The sequence below is a fragment of the Shewanella sp. UCD-KL12 genome (genome assembly GCF_001957125.1).
Lineage (GTDB): Bacteria > Pseudomonadota > Gammaproteobacteria > Enterobacterales > Shewanellaceae > Shewanella.
In genome coordinates this window covers 42,492-63,355 of sequence record NZ_MPHJ01000009.1, presented here as the reverse complement: position 1 = coordinate 63,355, position 20,864 = coordinate 42,492, and the positions used below count along the sequence as shown (strand labels likewise).

At 43.9% G+C, this 20,864-nt stretch carries 21 protein-coding genes; 13 read left to right on the top strand and 8 right to left on the bottom strand.

Going from position 1 to position 20,864, the window contains the following annotated elements:
* The first annotated feature begins 108 nt into the window (after positions 1-108).
* The 6 genes from BM736_RS16110 to BM736_RS16085 all read left to right on the top strand — a co-directional run bounded on the left by BM736_RS16110 (position 109) and on the right by BM736_RS16085 (position 4,043).
* Positions 109-459 carry a NirD/YgiW/YdeI family stress tolerance protein gene (locus tag BM736_RS16110; RefSeq protein ID WP_076414223.1) on the top strand — a complete coding sequence of 117 codons (351 nt, stop codon included), beginning with the start codon at positions 109-111 and terminating at the stop codon, positions 457-459.
* A gap of 158 nt (positions 460-617) precedes the next feature.
* Entirely contained in the window at positions 618-1,154 is a 537-nt protein-coding gene (locus BM736_RS16105) for a PepSY domain-containing protein (protein ID WP_076414020.1), read from the top strand.
* A gap of 9 nt (positions 1,155-1,163) precedes the next feature.
* Complete coding sequence (locus BM736_RS16100) at positions 1,164-1,841, top strand: response regulator transcription factor (RefSeq protein WP_076414018.1); 678 nt, start codon at positions 1,164-1,166, stop codon at positions 1,839-1,841.
* An 82-nt stretch (positions 1,842-1,923) separates the two neighbouring features.
* Positions 1,924-3,147 (top strand): HAMP domain-containing sensor histidine kinase, encoded by a 1,224-nt coding sequence (locus BM736_RS16095; protein ID WP_179079069.1) that lies wholly within the window; start codon positions 1,924-1,926, stop codon positions 3,145-3,147.
* Positions 3,148-3,181: 34 nt separating this feature from the next.
* The gene (locus tag BM736_RS16090; RefSeq protein ID WP_076414219.1) at positions 3,182-3,856 is read left to right on the top strand and encodes a TIGR01621 family pseudouridine synthase; all 675 of its coding nucleotides are present in this window, start codon (positions 3,182-3,184) and stop codon (positions 3,854-3,856) included.
* 22 nt (positions 3,857-3,878) lie between these two features.
* A complete protein-coding gene (locus BM736_RS16085) occupies positions 3,879-4,043 on the top strand; it encodes a YqaE/Pmp3 family membrane protein (protein ID WP_076414016.1) in 165 nt (54 codons plus the stop codon).
* Positions 4,044-4,120: 77 nt separating this feature from the next.
* Here the strand turns inward: BM736_RS16085 and BM736_RS16080 are convergent, their stop codons facing one another.
* A complete protein-coding gene (locus tag BM736_RS16080) occupies positions 4,121-6,277 on the bottom strand; it encodes a TonB-dependent receptor (protein ID WP_076414014.1) in 2,157 nt (718 codons plus the stop codon).
* 374 nt (positions 6,278-6,651) lie between these two features.
* On the opposite strand from BM736_RS16080, the gene BM736_RS16075 reads away from it, so the two are divergent.
* The 7 genes from BM736_RS16075 (at position 6,652) to BM736_RS16045 (ending at position 11,704) form a co-directional block, all read left to right on the top strand.
* A complete protein-coding gene (locus tag BM736_RS16075; RefSeq protein WP_076414012.1) occupies positions 6,652-6,840 on the top strand; it encodes a DUF2986 domain-containing protein in 189 nt (62 codons plus the stop codon).
* 361 nt (positions 6,841-7,201) lie between these two features.
* Positions 7,202-8,425 (top strand): sodium/glutamate symporter, encoded by a 1,224-nt coding sequence (gene gltS, locus BM736_RS16070; protein ID WP_076414010.1) that lies wholly within the window; start codon positions 7,202-7,204, stop codon positions 8,423-8,425.
* A gap of 228 nt (positions 8,426-8,653) precedes the next feature.
* Positions 8,654-8,938 (top strand): DUF2282 domain-containing protein, encoded by a 285-nt coding sequence (locus BM736_RS16065; protein WP_076414008.1) that lies wholly within the window; start codon positions 8,654-8,656, stop codon positions 8,936-8,938.
* The gene (locus BM736_RS16060) at positions 8,938-9,804 is read left to right on the top strand and encodes a DUF692 domain-containing protein (protein WP_076414006.1); all 867 of its coding nucleotides are present in this window, start codon (positions 8,938-8,940) and stop codon (positions 9,802-9,804) included. The genes BM736_RS16065 and BM736_RS16060 overlap by 1 nt, the downstream gene beginning before the upstream one ends.
* On the top strand, positions 9,795-10,556 hold the full coding sequence (locus BM736_RS16055) for a DNA-binding domain-containing protein (protein WP_076414004.1): 762 nt from the start codon (positions 9,795-9,797) through the stop codon (positions 10,554-10,556). The genes BM736_RS16060 and BM736_RS16055 overlap by 10 nt, the downstream gene beginning before the upstream one ends.
* Positions 10,557-11,039, top strand: coding sequence for a sigma-70 family RNA polymerase sigma factor (locus BM736_RS16050; protein WP_179079067.1), 483 nt, complete (start codon positions 10,557-10,559; stop codon positions 11,037-11,039).
* Positions 11,036-11,704, top strand: a complete 669-nt coding sequence (locus BM736_RS16045) for a hypothetical protein (protein WP_076414002.1) — start codon at positions 11,036-11,038, stop codon at positions 11,702-11,704. Before BM736_RS16050 ends, BM736_RS16045 begins: the two co-directional genes overlap by 4 nt.
* 18 nt (positions 11,705-11,722) lie before the next feature.
* Here BM736_RS16045 and BM736_RS16040 read toward each other — a convergent pair whose 3' ends face one another.
* The 7 genes from BM736_RS16040 to BM736_RS16010 form a co-directional block, all read right to left on the bottom strand.
* Positions 11,723-12,727 (bottom strand): phosphotransferase family protein, encoded by a 1,005-nt coding sequence (locus BM736_RS16040; protein ID WP_076414000.1) that lies wholly within the window; start codon positions 12,725-12,727, stop codon positions 11,723-11,725.
* 33 nt (positions 12,728-12,760) lie between these two features.
* A complete protein-coding gene (locus tag BM736_RS16035) occupies positions 12,761-13,189 on the bottom strand; it encodes a DUF333 domain-containing protein (protein ID WP_076413998.1) in 429 nt (142 codons plus the stop codon).
* Positions 13,190-13,470: 281 nt separating this feature from the next.
* The gene (locus BM736_RS16030; RefSeq protein ID WP_076413996.1) at positions 13,471-13,908 is read right to left on the bottom strand and encodes a DUF2057 family protein; all 438 of its coding nucleotides are present in this window, start codon (positions 13,906-13,908) and stop codon (positions 13,471-13,473) included.
* 256 nt (positions 13,909-14,164) lie between these two features.
* Complete coding sequence (gene moeB, locus BM736_RS16025) at positions 14,165-14,932, bottom strand: molybdopterin-synthase adenylyltransferase MoeB (RefSeq protein ID WP_076413994.1); 768 nt, start codon at positions 14,930-14,932, stop codon at positions 14,165-14,167.
* A gap of 45 nt (positions 14,933-14,977) precedes the next feature.
* Complete coding sequence (gene moeA / locus BM736_RS16020; protein ID WP_076413992.1) at positions 14,978-16,222, bottom strand: molybdopterin molybdotransferase MoeA; 1,245 nt, start codon at positions 16,220-16,222, stop codon at positions 14,978-14,980.
* A gap of 253 nt (positions 16,223-16,475) precedes the next feature.
* Positions 16,476-17,579 carry an efflux RND transporter periplasmic adaptor subunit gene (locus tag BM736_RS16015; RefSeq protein ID WP_076413990.1) on the bottom strand — a complete coding sequence of 368 codons (1,104 nt, stop codon included), beginning with the start codon at positions 17,577-17,579 and terminating at the stop codon, positions 16,476-16,478.
* On the bottom strand, positions 17,579-20,686 hold the full coding sequence (locus BM736_RS16010) for an efflux RND transporter permease subunit (RefSeq protein WP_076413988.1): 3,108 nt from the start codon (positions 20,684-20,686) through the stop codon (positions 17,579-17,581). Before BM736_RS16010 ends, BM736_RS16015 begins: the two co-directional genes overlap by 1 nt.
* Positions 20,687-20,864 lie beyond the last annotated feature (178 nt).

Here is a 20,864-nt window from a genome sequence, read left to right as displayed (position 1 = left end):
TTAACCATAGTGTGGCGCTCTATTTATGATCAAACATTAATCTTGATTCCATCTGGGCTTTATAGTCATCAGCCTAGAATTGCTATTAATTTAAAAGGGGATCAAGATATGCCAAAAAAACTTACTGGTTCAATTATTCTATCCTGTGTTCTCACACTGCCAGCCTTTGCTGCGTACAATGGCCCTGGCGTCAGTTCTCACGTTAAAACCGCTGCGGATGCTAGTGAGGCGAAAGACGATACCCCAGTTGAACTGACTGGGCACTTAGTTAAGAGTCTAGGTGATGAGAAATATCTGTTTCGCGATACGAGTGGCGATGTAGAAGTTGAGATAGATGATGCCTTATGGCGTGATATCGAGGTTTCAAGTGATACTACCGTGACGCTCAAAGGTGAAGTGGATGACGAGTGGCAAGGTATTGAAATCGAAATTGACAGTATCGCTTTGGTTTCCGAATAGCTAAGACTCTCTATCAAGAAGCCCTTGTTCCGTCTAGTGACAATGTGTGAGTTGGATAGCAAGGTTTTAAAGATAGATATTTTGTAAGTACAATTGAATTAACTGTTTTTGATTTAATACGATAATATATCGGCATCATAAGTTTTATTGGAGGAGCCATGGCTCGTTGGCTAGCTAGTTTAGTGCTGTTTTCTGCTTCAGGTATCTCTGCAGCAGCTTGGGCAGAAGACTCCATCATGACACTGCTTTCTGATGAGAGTAACCTCACTCCGCAGGCATTTTTACAGCAAGTCGAAACTGAGTACCCTGGAACGGTTGCCGAATTTGAAATTGATGTTGAAAATGGCGAACTAATCTATGAGCTGAGTATTATAGATACTCAGCTCAAAACCATTACTGAGTTTGAGTTCAGAGCTAAAGATGGACGTTTGGTAAAGCAGCAGGTTGAGTCATTAGAGGCTGATGACCGTGACGAGCTGATTGCTGTAAATTTAATGGAAGATAAATCGCTCTCATTTTCTAGCTTAGTGAATAAAGCGATGTCAGCGAGACAGGCCTATATTCTAGAAGCGCAATTAGATCATGATTTAGGTATTAGCTACCTTGAGCTTAAGCTAATCGATGAAAATGGTAAGAGCAAAATTGCATTCGATATTGAGAGTCTGCGCCCTCTACCTCTGCTTAAATGGGATTAATGAAATATCATGAAGATACTACTTGTTGAAGATGATGCGACCACCATCGAATATGTGGTTAAAGGCTTTATTGAGCAAGGACATAATATTGAGACGGCTAGCGATGGCCATCAAGGGTTGTTGCTTGCGACAAGTATGAAGTATGACCTGATAATTCTCGACCGTATGTTACCTCAGCTTGATGGCTTAAAGGTACTTGCTGCGCTTAGAGCGACAGGAAGCCAGACACCTGTGTTGATTCTTTCCGCATTGAGTCATGTTGATGAGCGTGTGAAAGGGTTACGTGCTGGTGGCGATGACTATATGACTAAGCCATTTGCGTTTTCAGAACTGCTTGTCCGCGCAGAGAAGCTGATGCAAAGAGGTCAATCTCAGCCAGCAGAGACTGAGTTATCTGTGGGAAATTTAGTGATGGAGCTACTGACTCGTAAAGTGACCTTAGATGGTACTGAGTTGATGCTGCAGCCTAAAGAGTTTCAGCTGCTGAAATATCTAATGGAACATCCTAATCAAGTGATTAGCCGAACCTTATTATTTGAAGCCGTTTGGGATTATCACTTCGATCCACGTACTAATGTTATCGATGTACATATCGCTAAGCTCAGACGTAAGTTTGAAGAGTTAGGTTTTGGTGAGCTGATCGAGACTGTTCGAGGTGCTGGCTATCGCCTCCGTCAAGGGCATTAAGCCATATCAGAGTAGTGCCTGGCGTATCACCATTATCTTTTCGGCGCTGGTTACTCTCATTATCGGCACGCTCCTGTTTGGCATGTATAGGCAGCTCATGAATGAGCAGGAGCTACAAACTGATCAACACTTAGCTGCAGAGAAAGCTCGCTATCAACAGATGGCGCTGACCTTAGATAGAAGAAGTTTTGCTATCCAGGTAAAATCGGCTGATCCCAAAACGGCTCTGGTGGTTTGGCGCAACTCATTCGACCTTGTTGGGGCATTAAGCTTAATTCCTGACGATATGCCTCTGTTACCTCAAACTCGTGAATTTCCGATCTTAACCGGTGGTCCCGATAAGCTGCATATCTTAACGGGTGGCTTAGTTGTTACTCGCTACGGCCCAGTATTAATTGCGACTCGTACAGACCAGTTAGGCACCCTGATTGAGCGTTTTGTTAATGCTGCAATAACCGCATTGATGCTAACTATTGTGCTTACCCTGGCACTGGGTTACCTGTTCTCTAAGGCCATTTTACGCCGATTGGTACAATATAATCGCTTAAGCCGCTTGATTGAAAAAGGGGAGTACTCAACACGTTTACCTGTCAGTTGGCGACAAGATGAGTTTGATATGTTGGCGCGTAAGTTTAATGGCGTACTCGATACATTGGAGCATAACCTAACTGCGGTGAGGGGAGCGACAGACAACATAGCCCATGATCTACGTACTCCGCTGTCACACCTTAGAATTGGTCTAGAGCAGCTGCCCGATAAAACTTCTCAAGAGTTACCAGAAGCTTGTGCCATCCTCACCGAGGAGCTAGATCACTGCCTAGCAACGTTTGATGCCATGTTGTCTTTAACTCGAATAGAGGAGGGGCAGCAAACACTTGAGCTTCAAGAGCTGAGTATCAAGGATATGTGTGAAGATCTGTTTGAGATGGCCGAGGCAATGGCTGAATTAAATGGGCAGACGTTGGTGCTATCAACAGGCGAAGACACCTCAGTGACAGGTGACAAATATCTGTTATTTCAGGTGCTATTTAATCTGGTTGATAATGCGATTAAGTATGCGGGTGAAGGTGCAAAGATAGAGATAATACAGGTAGGAAAAGAGATACAGATCCGTGATAACGGTCCTGGAATTCCTACTGAAGCTAAAGATAAGGTGTTTGAACGGCTAGTGCGTTTAGACCCTAGTCGTCATAATAAGGGCACAGGTTTAGGTCTGTCTCTGGTTAAAGCGATTCTTGCCAGACATAATGCTCAAGTTACCCTGAGTGATAATCAGCCTGGGTTAGTGGTTAGTATTACATTTTAATTAATTCAAAGAGCCAGAAGTTATGTCCCAGCCTATGTACGAGATCATCGCAGATGAGCTTGATTTTATTGTTATAGCAAAATCCCATGATGTTCATTTTCATAGTCAAGATGGCTCTGCTGGAGTGATGGCCAGTGTCGAGAAAGACCTTGATATAAAACTGTTTTCAGTGCATCGCTTGGATACTATGACCTCTGGTTTACTCCTGTTTGCCAAGAGTTCTGCGGTAGCTGCTGAATTTACTCAGTTGTTTAGTGAGCATAAGGTTCAGAAGTATTATCTGGCATTAGCGCCTGGTAAGCCAAAGAAGAAGCAAGGTTGGGTGATAGGGGATATGGCAAAGGCCAGACGTAGTATGCATAAGTTGCTACGCACTACCAATAATCCTGCGATCACTCAGTTTTTCTCGCACTCAGTCGCAGAGGGCTTACGTCTATATCTACTTAAGCCACACAGTGGCAAGACCCATCAACTTAGAGTTGCCTTAGCAAGCATAGGCGTACCCATTTTAGGTGATGGACTCTATGGTGGCGCGCAGGCCGATAGAGGTTATCTACATGCCCTCAGCTTAAGCTTCTCTTTTAGAGAAGTTGATTATCAATATTTAAGCTTTCCAACTGCTGGAGAGGAATTTACTGGTCTTAGTGTGATAAAGCAGTTGCAAATATGGTCAGAGCCTGAGAAGTTAGATTGGCCTAAACGTAAATGAAGAGATTAAAGGAGATTTTTTAATGGACACAAACAAACTACTTCTGGTTGTTATCGCAATCTTGCTACCACCTGTGGCGGTTTTCTTAAAGTCAGGTGTCGGTAAAGACCTGCTTATTAACATCGTCTTGTGTTTACTCTTTTTTATACCTGGTTTGCTTCACGCATTATGGGTCGTTACTAAGTAGCCCTATACCGAATGGTAATAAAAACGCAGCCAGTGGCTGCGTTTTTTGTTGGTTTTAAAATGGCTTATGAAATCGCGCTAGAATGGCATTGTAAAGCCGATCGTGGCAGTGCGACCCATTCCTTTAAAGTAACGCGTATCTTTACCCACTGTTTGAGAGTAGTAGGTGTAGTAATCTTCATTCAATAGGTTTTGAATCCCAATACTTAAGGTGCCGTTATAAACTGGAATGGCCATCGAAGCATCGACTGTAGTGTAACCGTCGAAGCTTGAGTAGATCTCATCATTGGCATCTTTGAAGTCTTTATCCATAAAGAAGTTGGCCTGTATGCGAGTTGAGATATCGTTGTCGAAGTTATGAGTCCAGAATAAGTTGATACGGTTTGGTGAGATATTCGCACCATCTAAGTCAGTATCGACAGTTTGATCGTCATTTGAGTCATACTCGCCATTTTGTATAGCGATATTTACGCCCACATCATCATTATCACCAATATAAGCGGTGATATTAGACTCAATACCTTCGATAACACTCTTCTCGCGTTTAACGACAAAGGCACCACTGCCATCTTCCTTCTCTACCATACGGCTACCGTAGTCAGTAGATGAGCGGTAGTAGGCGATCTTGGCAATGAAATATTCTCCCTGATAATCAGCGCCAAACTCTATATTGTCAGTCACGATTGGTGTTAGCGCGAGTGAATCATCGATACTTGGATTTTCACCTGGGAAGCTATCGCCATCACGGAGAACGCGACCAATATCAGGCATGCCGAAACCTTGATTAAAACTAGTGTAGAGTCGAACCGATGAGTTGAGTTGATATGAAGCACCAATATTAAATAGGGTTTCATTGAAGTCTGGAGAGCCGCCCTCAATATGCTTATCACCATAGCCATACATGGTCTTGTAGTCATCGACTTTTAGTTTGGCGTATTCATAACGCACCCCGCCAGATAGGGTTAAGTTATCGATAAGATCATAATCTACTTGTGCATAGGGAGCGATATTTTCGTAAGTACTTTCAGGTACCCAAGAGATGCCGCTCATAACCATATCTTGCTCTGTAGTATCGCTAAAAATATCGACACCATAAGCTAGGTTAACACCTGAGTCAGCGATATTGTTGGCGATCATAGAGGCTTTCATGCCCCACTTAACTGACTTATTGCGTGACTGCTCATAATAGAGAGGCTCATCATTTTCACCGGTACCACATACCGTGACTTGGTCGCTACCCTCCATGCTTGGATCGTAAAAGTCAGACCAACAGCCACCGCCATATACGGCTTCAAAGTTTTGATTGAAAAACTGCAGGTGCATCTGCTGACCGGCAATATTTTCATGAGTATAAGTCAGGCTGGTGGTCGTAACTTGGTTGTTAGCGGCGTCCCAAGGCTGATCTTGCTTGATGGCCCCGGTAGGAATGTCGTTTTCTTTATCACCTTTAACGGCCATATAGTCGCCGTTGTTTTCCATATTATAGTGATTGATCATAAACTCTAGACGGGACTCATCGAAATTGTGCCCAAGCTTAAGAAATAGATCGGCACTTTGGCTGTCCATTGACTCGCCTTGAGTGGTGTCTACGCCAATCATCTCATCGTTGGCATCATAATAGACGCCATTGTTGCGGTAGCTGACTGAGCCAATCATATCTAACTGATCTGATTCACCAGAAAAGGCGTAACTAGTACCAAAGCTTATCCCGTCAGATTCTAAGTTGTTTGGCACTGTGACATCGAAACTCACTTGATGCTCATTATCACCAGTGGGCTTTTTGGTGATGTAGTTGATAATGCCACCTTGTGCACCTAGGCCATGCATAGCATTAGCGCCGTGAATAATTTCAATACGCTCTATCATTGCAGGATCAATTGTTTGACCTGAGCGGCCACCGCTACGCAGTGGATTAGACTGCGGTACGCCATCGATCATGATCAATGGCGTGCGCCCACGTAAGGTCTCGCCTGTATTACTCATTTTCTGACGGCTAGGTGAAAAGCTTGGTGCCAAGTTACCGATAATCGTCGACAGATCTTTAGTTGTTCTGAACTGCTGCTCAAGTTGCTCTTGATCAATGATGGTGACAGTATTTGGAATTGCACTGACGGGCTTGTCCATACGGCTTGAGGTGACGGTGATGACCTCAATATCTGATTCGTTTGCGGTAACAAGGTTTGGCGTTAATGCGGTAGTAATAGATAGCGCTATTAATGAAGCTTTAAATTTCATGGCTGAGTCATCCCGAGTAAAAAAATCACATAACACTTTTGCAGCGAAGGTTTTTATTATTAAACGCTAAGTGTAAATATGATGTAAATAACAATGATTTGTATTTCGGGTTAGTGTAAGGGCTTACAAATTTACTGTCTAGATAGTAGTCTAGGTATTCTTTAAACAAGGCTAAAGCTGTGATCTTGCTCTCAATTATTGCCTGCTTATGTAGTGATTGTGTTAATTGAGGGGCTGAGGGTTTGTCTTTCGATTAGATTGCGCTCACTCGAGTCATTGTCAATATGTGGGTTTATGGACGTGCACCGAGTGATGCCTTGTGGTGGGAGATCCTATATAATTAGGTGATTCAAATATGGCTTAATGACGATACGATGAATCGAACTAAGAAAATCACCTTAAAGCATAAAAAAAAGCTAAAAAAAGCCAATGCTAAGTTGAGCTCTAGTAATAAACCGAAATATGTCTCGAAAGCCGAGCGAGAGCGTTTAGCGAGCCTAGAGTCTGAAGTGGCCAGTGAGCAAGATACTCACGCTTCACGGGAAGCCAGCCCAGAAAGCTAATCATCTTATGTTTTCGTAAAACCGCTAAATACTTTGTATGTTTAATTTAGTATGAAAAGTCCCTTTATTAGATTAACAAAGGGCTAGTGAGTTTAACACTTGCTATAAATTTAACCGCAACTTGTATTATTCTTACATTTTTCCGCAATAAACCTCTATTTTTCACGCTTCAGTAATGTCGCATATAAGGTGATCTGTGGCACAATGTGTCGCTTCTCATCTCGTCTGTAGTTTTTCATCTGAATATTCTCTGCAGACAGAATAGTGAGCAGAGTTTTCGTTACCTATACTGTTTTTTACATCACGGTTATGTAATGCATTAGGTCGTAATGAAAGCTTTGCTTATTCCAAAAGGAGTTTCATGAATACAGTTTATTCAATAGGCGAACTTGAGTCGTTTTTAGTCGCTATTTTAGTGCTATTCATCGGCCATTCTGTCAATCGCCATGTGCCTTTCTTTAGAAAGTACAATATTCCTGAGCCTATTGTTGGCGGCCTCATTGTCGCAGCAGTCATTACAGTTTTGCACTTCAACCAGATCTCTTTGCAATTCACATTATCAATGCAAAATACCTTGATGCTGATGTTTTTCAGCACAGTGGGTCTCGCTGCAAGTTATAAGCTTTTGTTAAAAGGCGGCAGTAAAGTATTTGTATTTCTAGGGATAGCCTCCCTCTATATCATTATTCAAAATGCTGTCGGTGTGAGTATGGCTACGACACTAGGCTTAGAGCCGCTAATGGGACTCATTGCTGGTTCTATTACTCTGTCTGGTGGTCATGGTACTGGTGCTGCATGGGCGCAGACGTTCTCGGAAACATATGGCATAAATACCTTAGAGTTCGCCATGGCTGCAGCGACATTTGGTTTGGTGATGGGGGGGATTATTGGTGGGCCAGTCGCACAAAGGTTAATCAATAAAAACAATCTCGTGTCGTCTTATGGTGTTGGAGGCAATCATCATAAGGATCATCCTGATCTGGTGACCTATGATCAGTTAGAAGAGGATAGAGTGACCGCTAAGAGTATTTTAGAGGTGCTGTTTATTCTCCTGCTATGTGTGGCTGGTGCTAAATGGGTTGGCTCACTTGTCTCGACCATGGATATTAGCTGGTTAAAGATGCCTGACTTTGTCTATGCCCTATTTATTGGTGTGGTGATCACCAATATTACTGAGGTCTCTCGTGGGTATAAGATTAACAGTGAGAGCGTCGATATTTTAGGTACTGTGTCCCTGTCGCTGTTTTTAGCCATGGCCTTGATGAATCTCAAGCTGTGGGAAATCTTCGATCTGGCTATTCCCTTGCTGATCATTCTATTGACTCAGACAGTGATCTTGGCTCTATTTGCCTACTTTGTGACATTCCGTTTGATGGGCAGTAACTATGATGCCGCTGTTATGGCTGGTGGTCATTGTGGCTTCGGTATGGGAGCTACTCCAACTGCTGTGATGAATATGGGGGCATTAGTCACTAGAAGTGGGCCTTCACCACAAGCGTTCATGGTAGTGCCTATTGTGGGGGCTTTCTTTATCGATATCGTCAATGCGATTATCCTGCAGGGGTACTTAAGCTTTATTGGCTAAATTGTACTTATATTCTCGTATCGTTCTATCTAAGCCCTCTATATAGAGGGCTTTTGTTTTTATTGCCTTGATAAACCTTCTCTCTCATCTTTATAAGACTTCCTGTCGTCAGCTTTACTGAAAGCAACATTTGGCTGTTTGTAAGAAATAAATAAAATCATGCAATCAAAATTATCTGCTATTCGTTATAGGGGTGAACACTTCACTTTTTATAAAGGATAGAACTAGATGAAATCTTCAAATAAAGCCTTAGGATTAACTGTAGCTGGCATATTAGCTGCTGGACTCTCTGTAAGTGCGAATGCGGTACCGGACCAACCAACCGAGTGGGAAAAATGTGCTGGTATTGCAAAAGCGGGGGCTAATGACTGTGGTGCATTAGATGGCAGTCATGGCTGCGCAGGTCAAGCTAAGACTGATAACTTACCCCATGAGTGGGTGTACGTACCGGCCGGAACTTGTGACAAGATCACTGGTGGTGAAGTAAAAGCTGTTAAGCCGGCGAAGTCTTAATGAAACGGGGGAGCCTAACAGGTGCAGGCATAGGTCTGCGCCTCCCCCATGTGCAGCAGATCTTAGCTGCAGGCGAGACAGATATTCCCTGGTTTGAAGTTTTAGCGGATAACTGGCTTGTAGAGGGGGGCTTGAATAAACATATGCTAACGGCGATAGCCGAGCAATATCCAATAGTTCTGCACAGTGTGGGCCTTTCACTTGGAGGACCTTCTGAACTAGATTTTTCCTACCTTAATCAAATAAAAAAGCTTAAACAGCAGACAGGCGCACTTTGGTATTCAGAGCATGCTAGCTTCTCAGGGAGCGATAAGTTAAAGGTGCCAGATCTACTGCCTTTACCTTATACCTATGAGGCGGTGCAGCACTTGAGCCAGAGAATTAAACAAGTGCAGGATTTTATGGGTGAAAGAATTCTGCTGGAAAATGTGTCTACTTATGTGAGCTGTCAGTTTAATGAGATGACAGAGGGAGAGTTTATTGCTGAGGTAGCGCAAGAATCTGATTGTTACCTTTTGCTGGATATCAATAATGCCTTTGTTACGAGTGAAAATTTGAATCAAGACATGCGGACATTTATGGATGTGATACCTGTTAATCGAGTTAAGCAAATCCATCTCGCGGGTTTTCATGATAAGGGGGATTACCTGCTTGATGCCCATAATCATCCTGTTGATGAGCAGGTTTGGCATGCTTTTAAGTTATTTATTGAGAAGAATGGCCATATCCCCAGCATGATCGAGTGGGATAATGACCTACCGCCTTTAGAGCGATTGCTAGCAGAGAGAGCCATTGCTGCTGATATCTTAAAAGGGTCGGAGCCATTGAATGAGGCATGGAAGCTTGGAGGTAATCAATGCGCTTAGCACAGTGGCAAGATGCTTTTATTGACGCCTTGAGTCAAGACGGAAGCGATGAAGCTATGTTGTCATTGGTCAACCCCGCTCAAGGGAGTCGACTCGGCATATATCGTAATAACTCTTTGCAAGCACTCACATCCACACTGCGAATTACGTTTCCTATCTGTTTTGAACTTGTGGGAGAGCATTGCTTTAACCTACTAGCGAAGGAGTATATACAATCTAACCCAATGCTGGAGATTAACCTCAATCATTATGGAGAAAAATTTCCACTATTCTTGGAGCAGGTTATTGGTACTAGTGAACAGTTTTCAAAAGTTGAGTACTTAGGGCAAATGGCTCAGTTAGAGTGGTTAATCCAGCTCAGTTATTATGCTGCAGATAGTTTGAACTGCTTACCTATAGCGCAAATTGCTGAAGTTAATGAGCAGCAACATAAAGATTTGCTGCTATTGCTTAGGCCTGATGTGTTTATTTTGCAATCCGGTTATCCGCTTTATGATATTTGGCTTACTCATCAACAAGACACTCATATAGATATTGATTTTTCTCAGAGTGAATACTATTTCAGTATCTCCCGTGATCCTTATAAACCTCTCGTTAAGCAGATTAATGAACATCATTATTGTCTACTTCATGCCCTCTCTAAAGGGGAGAGCTTAGGCGAGATGATTGAGCAAGGGGTGGAGATGAGCAGTTTACCTGAGTGGATTGCTGCAGGGTGGGTCTGTGGTTTTCGTATGCGAGAAGCTAAGTAAATGCTGACTCGTGAGCAGTTGCAGAGCCTATATCGATATAGTTTTTGTTTAACGGCAGAGCGTGGCCTTGCTGAAGATTTATTGCAAAATGGATTAGAGAAGTGGCTCAAGTGCGGTAAAGACCTAGAGTATTCACATGCCTATATTCGCAAGATCATTCGCAACCAGTTTGTTGATGATTGCAGGCGCAAACAAAAAATTGCATTTGATCCCATTGATGAGCACGCTGCGGTGCTTTTAGATGAAACGTCTTTAGAGGCGTTGCAGATCCAGCATAACTTAATCGAGCAGGTATTCGAATTGCTCAATGCTGCCGAGAGAGAGGTGCTCTACTTGTGGGCAATTGATGGCTATACAGCAGCGGAAATCGCTGAAGATTTAGTGCAACCTAGAGGTACAGTCTTGTCTCGCTTGCATCGAATCAAGCAGAAAGTTGCAGAGATGAATGAGGTAAATGGTTGGCTGAAGGAGTTGTCATCATGAACAAGCGCCCTAAGGGACAAAGCTCCTTTAAGCAGTCGGCCAAGACCTTTATTGAGCAAGAATCACTTGATGAAGAGCAACTGCTTAAGTTTGAGATGTTATTGACCTCCCAGGAGGTTGAAATAACGACCGACAGTAGTTCTGAAGAGCAAGTAATAAGCTCACCAGTGACTAAAAGAGGAGGCCGAGCTTGGTATGGCCTATCGGCTTTAGCTGCAAGTTTAGTACTCGTGTTTATGTTGAGTGTTAATTATTTATCCCCTGTGCCAGATTTAAGCCTGCAGATCGCCGAAGAAGTGGCGATGAACCATATTAAGATGAAGCCGCTAGAACTCAGAACTGACAAGATAAAGCCTTTGCGAGATTACTTTACAGAGCTCGACTTCTCGGTTGTTGGCTCCAGCATCATTTCACAGCAAAATATCAATATGCTGGGGGGGCGTTATTGCTCCATTCAAGGCGTATCAGCTGCACAGATCCGTTATGAAACAGACACAGGTCAAAGGGTGACTTTATATGAGGTGGGTTATGATGTGCAGCGATACGGCGATATTCCGCAGCTTGAACTAGGCGAAGCGCCATTATCACTGGATGTAAAAGGAATAAACGTATCAATATGGGTGGAGAAGGGGCTGCTTATGGCCGCAGTAAAAAGCATTGAATAAATCATAAAAATTACAAGCTTATAATGGGAAAAATAACGGCTCTAATTCATGCCACTCAACGCAGCTTGCACACCCTGGAACATGCTCAAGTAGGTAATTGATATCGCCAGTATGTCTTAATAGACTGAGCACCATCATATGTTGTTGTAAATTCGCATCACGCTTGCCCTTATAGCCATAACCGTCTAAAAAAGCATGAAATACGCTTGCCTCACCTAGGGCTAACAGCAGTGCCGGAGAGGTAAACTCAAAGATCGGATCTGGGCAGGCCAAGGCATCACCAAAATCTATAATACCGCTAAATCTGTATTGACCTTGATGCAAGTTAACCATCAAATTCCCTGGGTGTAGATCTGTATGTATCAGGTGAGCTGTGCTGCTATTGAGTTGAGTGGATAACTTATCGGTGTGACGTTGGAGATAATTATTTAACGACGCTAATAAGGGTTCTGGAAGACCTTGACTCTTACGCTTGTCATAACACTTCTGGCTTTGTAGCCGGATAAACTCAGGCCAGTCTAGCCTTAAGCCTTCAATATTGTTTTCGGGAAGCTTGTGTAATTGAGCACTAAAGTCACCCAACTCTCGGGCAATAACACACTTCTCAGCCGTGGAAAGCTCACTGAGTACCGAAGACAACATGATGCCATCGAGCTTTTCAATTACTAAGTAGGGCCAGTTATCTACATCACCTGAGTAGAACAGTTTAGGCACTTTAACGCCCAAAGAGTGATGATTAAGTAATTTAAGGCTAAGGTAATCGCCTTGATATTGCGGGTGAAAATTTGGCGCGAGGATCTTAACGATATAGGCCTTATTAACTGGGCTCAGTTCGTCTGAACTTGAATCTAGAGTCAATTCGAAGACAGGGTTTGTACCTTCGAAATTTTGACTCACCTTGATAGCATTAATATTGTGCCGAATGCAGATGATGTCGAGGATTGGTCTCCATTGTTCGAGAGACCATTTATCACTAATGTCACAGGCTAGTTCATAGGAGGGGGCTGTTGGTAGTGTCGACATCTGCTGTGATATTCCTTATCAATTCTTGTTAAGTTAGCTTGCTGGCTTATGGTCGCGCTTATAAAGCTGCCATTGTTCGATGGCTTCACTACTTGGCAAGGTACAAATACCTGAAGTTAGGTCTAACTTTCCCTCAAGGGAGTGGCAATAAGCGGAGGCAGGGTTCACCATATCAACAGCTTGAGTGACATCTTGCTTAGTGGCTTTACGATATAAAGCCCACTCCTCGATATGCTCTCCGCTAGGTAGCTTACAGATACCAACTTGGCCATCAGGCTCTGATTGTATCTCTAGCTCTCCACCGATAGAGACGCAATATTCAGAAGCTGGATTCGCCATCTGAGTAGACATTTCTTTTGTTTGAGCGGCGGTTGATACGTTAGGTGCTTCTTGGTTACAAGCACTCAGTATTAGGGCGCTAGCGATAACTAGCGCTATTGAGCTTAGCTTAATCATATCCATCGATTCTCCGAGAAAGAGTGAGTTTTCTAGATTAATAATTACTAGAAACGGGTCAAATCCGTTAAAGGGTTAATTTGGGTGCAAATAAGAGTTGTCACAAAGCCATCTGACTGATGGCTAACTTTAACCTGAAAATGAATTAATCGACAAGGCTTTGGTCTTTCTGAGAGTGGTAGATGCAGCTTTAGCTAGCGTGTCACTATGAAGCAAATGGCTGATGGTGAGTGAAGATATATAGCTTTATCTGACTATTATCTAAATAAGGCTACTATCTAACAAGGCTACATCTGTACCTCTTGACGCAACAAGCCTGCCATTAATTGATATTGGTTTGCTAAGTTAGCAGTACGTGTCGCTCCTTTATTGTTACTTACTTGAATAACAGGGTTATTTACAAAGTTCCTAGCTTCATCCTGTGTGTTCAACTCAGGTATAGTTATTGTGTAGTGAGTCCCGTCTTGTACTGATACATGCCAAAATAGCGGCTCGGATTTGATTAATGCGCCTGAATCATCAGCATTGACTGCAAAGTCCTCTACGTATTTTAAACTAACTAAATTTTGTCCATTAGCCATTTGGAACTCTTGAGAATTACCTACTTTAACGCCATTAATTTCTGAGACTTGTAAGTTATTAGGTAGAGATACACTTGCTGCAAAAGCAGATGCTGAGGCGATTGTAATGATGGCTGATAGGGCAGTTTTAGTGAGTAATTTCATGTTTGACTCCAAGTATTCTTATGTTTAAGCAAGGTATTTGTGGACTCTTTGTCCCTTGATAAGAATGATATTGTCTCCCGTAGGGGGAGGGTCAAAATGTTTTTTCAATTTTTTTAAATAATTTTTTTAGGCGTTTTTAGGAGATGGAGTATGCAGGGAAGGTTGAAGGTTAGTGTTGAAGGTTAGTGTGATAAGAAGCTAGCCCACAATTACTTTATGGACTAGCCTTCATTGTCAGTTTTTTCATTCGGTAAAGCTAGCCACAGATCTTACAGTTTGCCTGCTTTGAAAGTTTCATCTCGCGAAACTCCATGGTCATGGCATCGATCATCAAGATACGACCTGCGAGTGGTTTGCCCATATTGGCTATCACCTTTATTGCTTCAACGGCTTGCAGGCAGCCTATCATACCTACGACAGGTGCTAGAATACCTGACTCGACACAAGTGAGGTGTTGTTCTCCGAATAGCTTGCTAAAGCAGTGGTAACAGGGATGCTCAGCTTGATAATCGAATACGGTTACAGTACCTTCCATGCGAATAGCAGCGGCAGAAACCAGAGGGATCTTATGACTAAAACAACTTTTATTCAGCTGCTCTCGCACTGCTACATTGTCGGTACAATCTAATACTAGCGAGTGTTTGGCGACCAGTTCATCTATCTCTGGATCATCTAGCACAGCATTAATCGTTTCGATCTGAATATGTGGGTTGAGCTCAGTTAGCGTCTGCTTCGCTGAGTCGACCTTAGCTTGCCCGACATTTTTATCTTGGTGTAGCACTTGCCGCTGTAGGTTAGAGATTTCGACAGTATCGAAGTCGACTAATGTCATCTGCCCTATGCCTGCAACAGCGAGATATTGAGTGGCTGCACAGCCCAAGCCTCCTGCGCCGATGACCAGTACCTTGGCAAGTTTAAGCTTTTCCTGGCCTTCAAAATCCATCGCCTTAATAGAGATCTGACGGCTGTACCTTAGCATCTCACTATCAGACAAGATCTCATCGTTGTCGGCTGTCGAACTCATATCTATTTTCCTGCGCTGTGTCGTCGTAAATTTGGTTAAATTAGCTTAGCAAAGAACCGAATTGAAAGGCTCTACAGTGACCAATGTGCCGTCCGGTGTATCACCTTGCTCTTGGGCCAAGATAACAAAGCAGTTGGCTAGGCTCATCGAAGTTAGCATGCCTGATCCCTGTCCCCCGGTAATGCTCACGGTAGCCTCACCATTATCATTTTGGCTCAAGATACCGCGTTGATACTCTACTCGGCCGGGGAATTTTCTTAGATCGCCTGTTAGCTTCGCCTTAAGCTGTAATGGTTTGGTTTGTGGCAAGCCCTGCATTTTAGTCAGTAATGGCCAAACAAGCTTATAGAAAGTCACCATTGAAGAGACTGGGTTTCCTGGAAGCCCACAAAAAATAGCATCGCCTAACTTACCAAAAGCAAAAGGCTTACCAGGTTTGATTGCGAGTTTCCAGAAAGTGATTTCACCCTCTTCGTCTAATATCTGTTTAGTGTAATCAGCGTCGCCAACCGATACCCCTCCCGAGGTTAAAACCATGTCGGCATTGGCTGAAGCATTTCTAAATGCCTGTCGAATCGCTTCAGGGTCATCTTCAATGACTCCCATATCGATCCATTCGACATTCGCTCGGCTTAGTAAACCTTGGATACTGTAACGGTTAGAATCATAGATCTGGCCTGGTGCTAAATCGCTTCCAATTGGGCGCAGTTCATCACCGGTAGAGAAAAATGCGACCTTAACTTTACGTGTGACTCTGATCTGACTAGCACCTATGGTGGCTAGCACACCGAGTTCAGCGGCACCGACTTGTGTGCCACGCATTAGCACTTTCCCGCCAGTTTTTACCTCTTCACCGCGATAGCGAATATTTGCGCCTTTGGCTTTAGGTGCTTCAATGAAGATGGCATCACCTTTTGCTTCAACCTTCTCTTGCATCTGCACGGTATCGTAACCTTCAGGCAGTGGTGCCCCGGTCATGATGCGAACGCAGGTATTTGGTTGAGCTTTTCCCTCAAATGGGTGTCCAGCAAATGATTGACCAATTAAAGGCAGGCTTTCATTGTTAGCAAGATCTTCAAAACGGAAGGCATAGCCGTCCATTGCTGAGTTATTAAATGGAGGTAGATCGATACTTGAGGCAAGATCTTCAGCCAGCACTCTACCTAATCCTTGAGACAGCGGAATCACTTCAGATTCATCAAGTTGACTAACTTGTTTGAGAAGTAATGTAATGGCTTCATCTGGGTGCATTAGGCTTGGCTGAGAACATGGATCGGCTTTAGTGGGCATCTGGCTACCTTAATGAGGAATGTTTAACCTCACGTAAATATACGCGACATTAGTAAAAGCGAAAGTTGATAGTCATTATGCCACGGTGAATTCAGAAGACTATGATCTCAACAGCAGTTTTTTATCTGGCTTTGTATTAGTTATGAGAAATTGGAGGAGAATAAAGCTGACACTGGGTTGAGAAAGTTAACTATAGTTTTGTGGTAAAAGGCTGGCAATGAAGTACCTAGGGCCTAGACCCTAGGTACTTTTTTTAACTTGCTGTCGCGACCTTAGTCGTTGGTGTTTGCTGTAGCTTAACTTGCTGGCCGTCTTGCAGCGTCTCAGCGCCTCGAATGACGACTGTGTCTGTATGCGTCAACTCGCCATTGACGGCAATCCAATCTCCCTCACCATCACCAAGCTCAACCGCTATTTTTACCGCTTTATTATCTAGATCAATCTTAAAAACATATGCGCCCGTTGAGCGTAAAATTATTGCATCTCTAGGTACTAAGGTGGTGAGCTGTTTAGGTGCGATAGGCAGCGCCAGAGAGACAAGCTCACCGACGCTGAAGGCATCTTGCATCTCTATAGGAAGATCAATACGGGCTTCAAAAGTCTGCGAGCGAATATCTGATACGGGAATAAGGCTGCGAATATTTGCGTGAAACTCACCTTCACTATGATAGATATTAAGCTCATCACCTACTTTAACTCGGCGACTATGCTTGAGCGGTGCATGGAGACGTATCTCTAAGTTATCGGGGTCAGTAATAGACACAATAGAGGCTGACCGCCCAATATCTTCACCTGCTTGGCGCGTGCGTTCAGTAATTATGCCAGCAAAAGGCGCTTTTACCTCAGTGCGTCGGATATCATCTAAGATCATCTTGAGTTTAATTTGTGCCAGTTTCAAGTTAGCCGCAGCGAGATCTTTATCTGAACGCGCCTTATCTAGCTCGGTTTCTGAAGCGTTTTTGCTGACAACTAGTTTCTCTAAACGTTTTAGCTCTTTCGTTAGGCGAGTAAGGCCGACTTGTTCGTACTCTATTTGGGCTTCTTGCTGCTCTTTTTGTAGTGAAAGACGGATAGTCTCTAACTTTGCTACCACCTCTCCGGCGGCAACCCGCGTACCCGCTTCCTGTACCCAATCGAGTTTACCATCTATTCCTGCGGTTAATTCAGCATTGCTTCTGGAGTGGACGGAGCCGATCACCATAATCTTAGGTGAGAGAGCTCGGTTCTCTACTTGAACTACGCTCACAAGTCTGGCTTTCTCTTCAGGCGCTTGAGTATCTTCGGCATGCACATAATTAGGAGCCAGTATAGATAAAGACAGACTGAGATAAAGAGTGGCTTGTTTAAATATTTTCATCACTGAGCTCCGGTACTAGATTCTGAGAAAGGCGTGAATGAGCTGGTCCTGGCTCGGTTGTCGAGTGTGTGGGTTACTCTTAAAAGGCTTGGCATTAAAATCAGAGTAAACAGTGCGCTGAACGTCATACCACCCACTATCACAGCCGCTAATCCTCGGTAGATCTCACTGCCGACACCAGGCACTAACATGAGAGGTAGCATGCCAAATATGGAGGTCAAAGTACTCATGTAAACTGGCCGTGCGCGGGTAGCGACAGCTTGATAGATAGCATCATCAATATTAAGACCATCACGGCTAGCTTGACGTGTTTGGTCGACAAGTAGAATAGCGTTATTAACCACTAAGCCCAGCAAGATGATGAAACCTATCATGGTAAGAAGATCTAAGCTTTGAAAGCTGAATAAGTTGAGTAATCTTAAGCTGACAACCCCACCACATATGGCAAGGGGCATAGAAAGTAATACTAAGGCACTGTCTTTGGCTGATTTAAACATTGCAGCCATTAAGAGAAACAGAATAAGCACGGCAAGTAAAAAGTTACCTCCCATCTCCTTGATGGTGCTGTCGAGTTTGTCAGCACTACCACGGAACTTAAGTGAGCTATTATCCGGTAGGCTTGCTTTGAGCTCAGGTATCGCCTTTTCATTGATAATCTCTAGGGCTTCATCGAGTGACATATCTGCTGGTGGGAAAATCAGTAAGCTAACACTACGTCTACCGTTGACTCGTTGTAGTTGAGTTGGACCAACGGTACGCTTGATGTTTGCCAGCTCTCCTATCGTTTGTATGCCTGCAGCTTGAGTGAACACAGGTGTGGCAGCCAGTTGCTCGGGAACTTGCCATTTCGGACCTTTGAGTAAAACGTCCATGCGTTCATTACCATCGAAGTACTCTCCGATAAAGAGTCCTGATGTATAGGCGCGAACAGCGTTCGCTATTTGCCCTTTATCGACACCAGCTTGTGCGAGTCGACGCTCATTTGGGATTAGCTGTAACTCAGGCTGAGCCATAGAAAGACCCGGTATTGGTCTGACAACGGCACCAGGAAGCGCATCGGTGATCAAGCCCATCCCTTTGCCAGCGGAAGCCATTAGCGCTTCCATGTCAGCACCTTGAAGATCTATGTTGATTGCGCGGCCACCATTAAAGCCAAATTGTAGTAACGACCCTCTATTGGTGAAAGCTTGAGTGTCAGGTAGTCCTATTAAGATCTCATCGTTAAGCAGCTTGATCATCTGATCGGCTTCAGAGGGATCTTCAGGGTAGATAAACAATACATTAAATGCTGCATACATAGAGAAGTTGTAGCCCTTGATGAAAGGGGCTTTCTCTTTGTCATAGTAAGGTTTGAGCCTTTCGATAATGACTTCGCCAACCTCTTTTTCTAGGGTTTTGACATTGGCGCCTGGCGGGAGAGAGAAGAATGCAAATATGCCATCTGAGCGCGCTTGAGGCAGGAAGTCTGATCTTGGCATTAGGGCAAAGGTGAGTACACCACTACCAAGTATCAGTAGAGCGCACCAGCTAGCAGCCCTTTTTTTATCCGCTGTGAGTCGGCGGATTAGCTGAGTGAGTTTGAGCCACTTGTTAGACTGACTGCTGTCAGCAGCTCCTTTAGGCAGTTTAAGCCAAAGAAGACTAAATACAGGGATTAAGGTGATTGCGCTGATAAATGAGGAGACGACAGCAACCGACAGGGTTAGGGCTAAATCAGAAAATAACTGCCCCTCTACACCGGGCATAAATAGAATAGGTAGGAAAATAGCGACAGTGGTGACTGTAGATGCCATCAAGGCGCCTCTGACTTGCTCAGTTCCCTTGGCTATTGCTTCTTTTAGAGGCTCACCTTTTTGCAGCAGTCTGACAATATTCTCCTGTACGATTATGGCCGCATCGAGCACTAAGCCAACGGCAAATGCCAGTCCAGCGAGTGAGATTACGTTCAAGGTTCGCCCCATAGCCTCTAGAGAGAAAAAAGCAATCAGCAGGGCGACAGGAATCGTTGATGCGATCATCAAGGTGGCTTTAAAACTGCGAAGGAAGGCGAACAGAATAATGAGCGCAAGTAATACGCCTATGGCTAGGTTGCCCTTTACCAATAAAATTGCGCGTTTAATATGTATGGAGGCATCGAAGGACAGGTCAATCACTAGGCCGGCGTCTTTTAGACCGCCGGCATTCAGTTCCTTGATGGCCTTGTTGACACCATCGAGCACTGTGACTGTGTTGGCGTCGAAGGTTCCTTGTAGCGTCATATAGTAAGCTGGGTACCCATTACGCTTAGTGAAGCCTTGCACCTCCGCAGTCGATACGCTGACGTCTGCGAGCTCATTTAGATAAACCGGCCTGCCGTCGTTATAAGTGACGATCAGGTTACCTAAGTTTTCCGGTGTATATTGTCCTAAGAATCTAACCGTATATTGGCGGCGACCCACGTTCGCGGTGCCGCCAGAGATATCAGCGGCGCGAGATAGGGTATTTCTAAGTTGATCTAAAGTGATACCCAGTGCTGCAGCGCGATAGGGATCAAATTGAATATGTAGCTCTTTAGGTTGACGACTCTGTAGTTGAACCGCGCCAACACCTGTTATCTGTCTTAATCTTGGTTCAACCAGATCATCGATCAGTTTTTGGTATTTACCAAAGTCTGTTTCGGGATTATCAGGGGCCATTCTGACGAGTAAAGAGGCTAAGTTGGGGGAGCCGCTACCGCCGCCGACATTAATAAATGGCTCATTGGCATCTAGGGGTCTTGGCGGTGTTTGGTTTAGCGCGTTGATCACATTGATCATCGCTTCTTGCATGTTGTTGCCGACTTCGAAGGTAAGCGTGACGGCGCCAAAACCTTGTGAAATATTTGATGTCATCTCCACAACGCCAGGAACCTGCCGTAGCACATACTCTTGAGGCTCGATGATATTTGATTCCATCTCCTGGGGAGCGGCAGAGCGCCAGTTGTTATAAACCGATATCTGGGGGCGTTGGATGTCTGGAAGTAGCTGTATTGGCAATTTGGAGATAGCGAGAAAGCCAAAAATAGCGATGAGCAGCAAAGTCACAAGTGTGCCAGCTGGATTTTTGGTGCTTATTTGCGTCAGGTTCATGGTCTTCCTTGCCACTTTTGAGAGTTGTTTGCTGCTCTCTTCCATTAGTGGTCATTCTATACTGACTTATAGTATGAGGTAAATGTTAACAGGTCTGCTTCATTTGGTTAGCAAATGTTGCAGTTTAACTTTGTCTTTAAAGGTCATTTCATCGTCTTAATGATAACTATTTGTATTT

Excerpts from the sequence above, each read along its gene's own strand:
- BM736_RS16110 (WP_076414223.1), top strand. The coding sequence starts at position 109 with ATGCCAAAAAAACTTACTGGTTCAATTATTCTATCCTGTGTTCTCACA.
- BM736_RS16105 (WP_076414020.1), top strand. The coding sequence starts at position 618 with ATGGCTCGTTGGCTAGCTAGTTTAGTGCTGTTTTCTGCTTCAGGTATC.
- BM736_RS16100 (WP_076414018.1), top strand. The coding sequence starts at position 1,164 with ATGAAGATACTACTTGTTGAAGATGATGCGACCACCATCGAATATGTG.
- BM736_RS16095 (WP_179079069.1), top strand. The coding sequence starts at position 1,924 with ATGTATAGGCAGCTCATGAATGAGCAGGAGCTACAAACTGATCAACAC.
- BM736_RS16090 (WP_076414219.1), top strand. The coding sequence starts at position 3,182 with ATGTACGAGATCATCGCAGATGAGCTTGATTTTATTGTTATAGCAAAA.
- BM736_RS16085 (WP_076414016.1), top strand. The coding sequence starts at position 3,879 with ATGGACACAAACAAACTACTTCTGGTTGTTATCGCAATCTTGCTACCA.
- BM736_RS16080 (WP_076414014.1), bottom strand. The coding sequence starts at position 6,277 with ATGAAATTTAAAGCTTCATTAATAGCGCTATCTATTACTACCGCATTA.
- BM736_RS16075 (WP_076414012.1), top strand. The coding sequence starts at position 6,652 with ATGAATCGAACTAAGAAAATCACCTTAAAGCATAAAAAAAAGCTAAAA.
- gltS (WP_076414010.1), top strand. The coding sequence starts at position 7,202 with ATGAATACAGTTTATTCAATAGGCGAACTTGAGTCGTTTTTAGTCGCT.
- BM736_RS16065 (WP_076414008.1), top strand. The coding sequence starts at position 8,654 with ATGAAATCTTCAAATAAAGCCTTAGGATTAACTGTAGCTGGCATATTA.
- BM736_RS16060 (WP_076414006.1), top strand. The coding sequence starts at position 8,938 with ATGAAACGGGGGAGCCTAACAGGTGCAGGCATAGGTCTGCGCCTCCCC.
- BM736_RS16055 (WP_076414004.1), top strand. The coding sequence starts at position 9,795 with ATGCGCTTAGCACAGTGGCAAGATGCTTTTATTGACGCCTTGAGTCAA.
- BM736_RS16050 (WP_179079067.1), top strand. The coding sequence starts at position 10,557 with ATGCTGACTCGTGAGCAGTTGCAGAGCCTATATCGATATAGTTTTTGT.
- BM736_RS16045 (WP_076414002.1), top strand. The coding sequence starts at position 11,036 with ATGAACAAGCGCCCTAAGGGACAAAGCTCCTTTAAGCAGTCGGCCAAG.
- BM736_RS16040 (WP_076414000.1), bottom strand. The coding sequence starts at position 12,727 with ATGTCGACACTACCAACAGCCCCCTCCTATGAACTAGCCTGTGACATT.
- BM736_RS16035 (WP_076413998.1), bottom strand. The coding sequence starts at position 13,189 with ATGGATATGATTAAGCTAAGCTCAATAGCGCTAGTTATCGCTAGCGCC.
- BM736_RS16030 (WP_076413996.1), bottom strand. The coding sequence starts at position 13,908 with ATGAAATTACTCACTAAAACTGCCCTATCAGCCATCATTACAATCGCC.
- moeB (WP_076413994.1), bottom strand. The coding sequence starts at position 14,932 with ATGAGTTCGACAGCCGACAACGATGAGATCTTGTCTGATAGTGAGATG.
- moeA (WP_076413992.1), bottom strand. The coding sequence starts at position 16,222 with ATGCCCACTAAAGCCGATCCATGTTCTCAGCCAAGCCTAATGCACCCA.
- BM736_RS16015 (WP_076413990.1), bottom strand. The coding sequence starts at position 17,579 with ATGAAAATATTTAAACAAGCCACTCTTTATCTCAGTCTGTCTTTATCT.
- BM736_RS16010 (WP_076413988.1), bottom strand. The coding sequence starts at position 20,686 with ATGAACCTGACGCAAATAAGCACCAAAAATCCAGCTGGCACACTTGTG.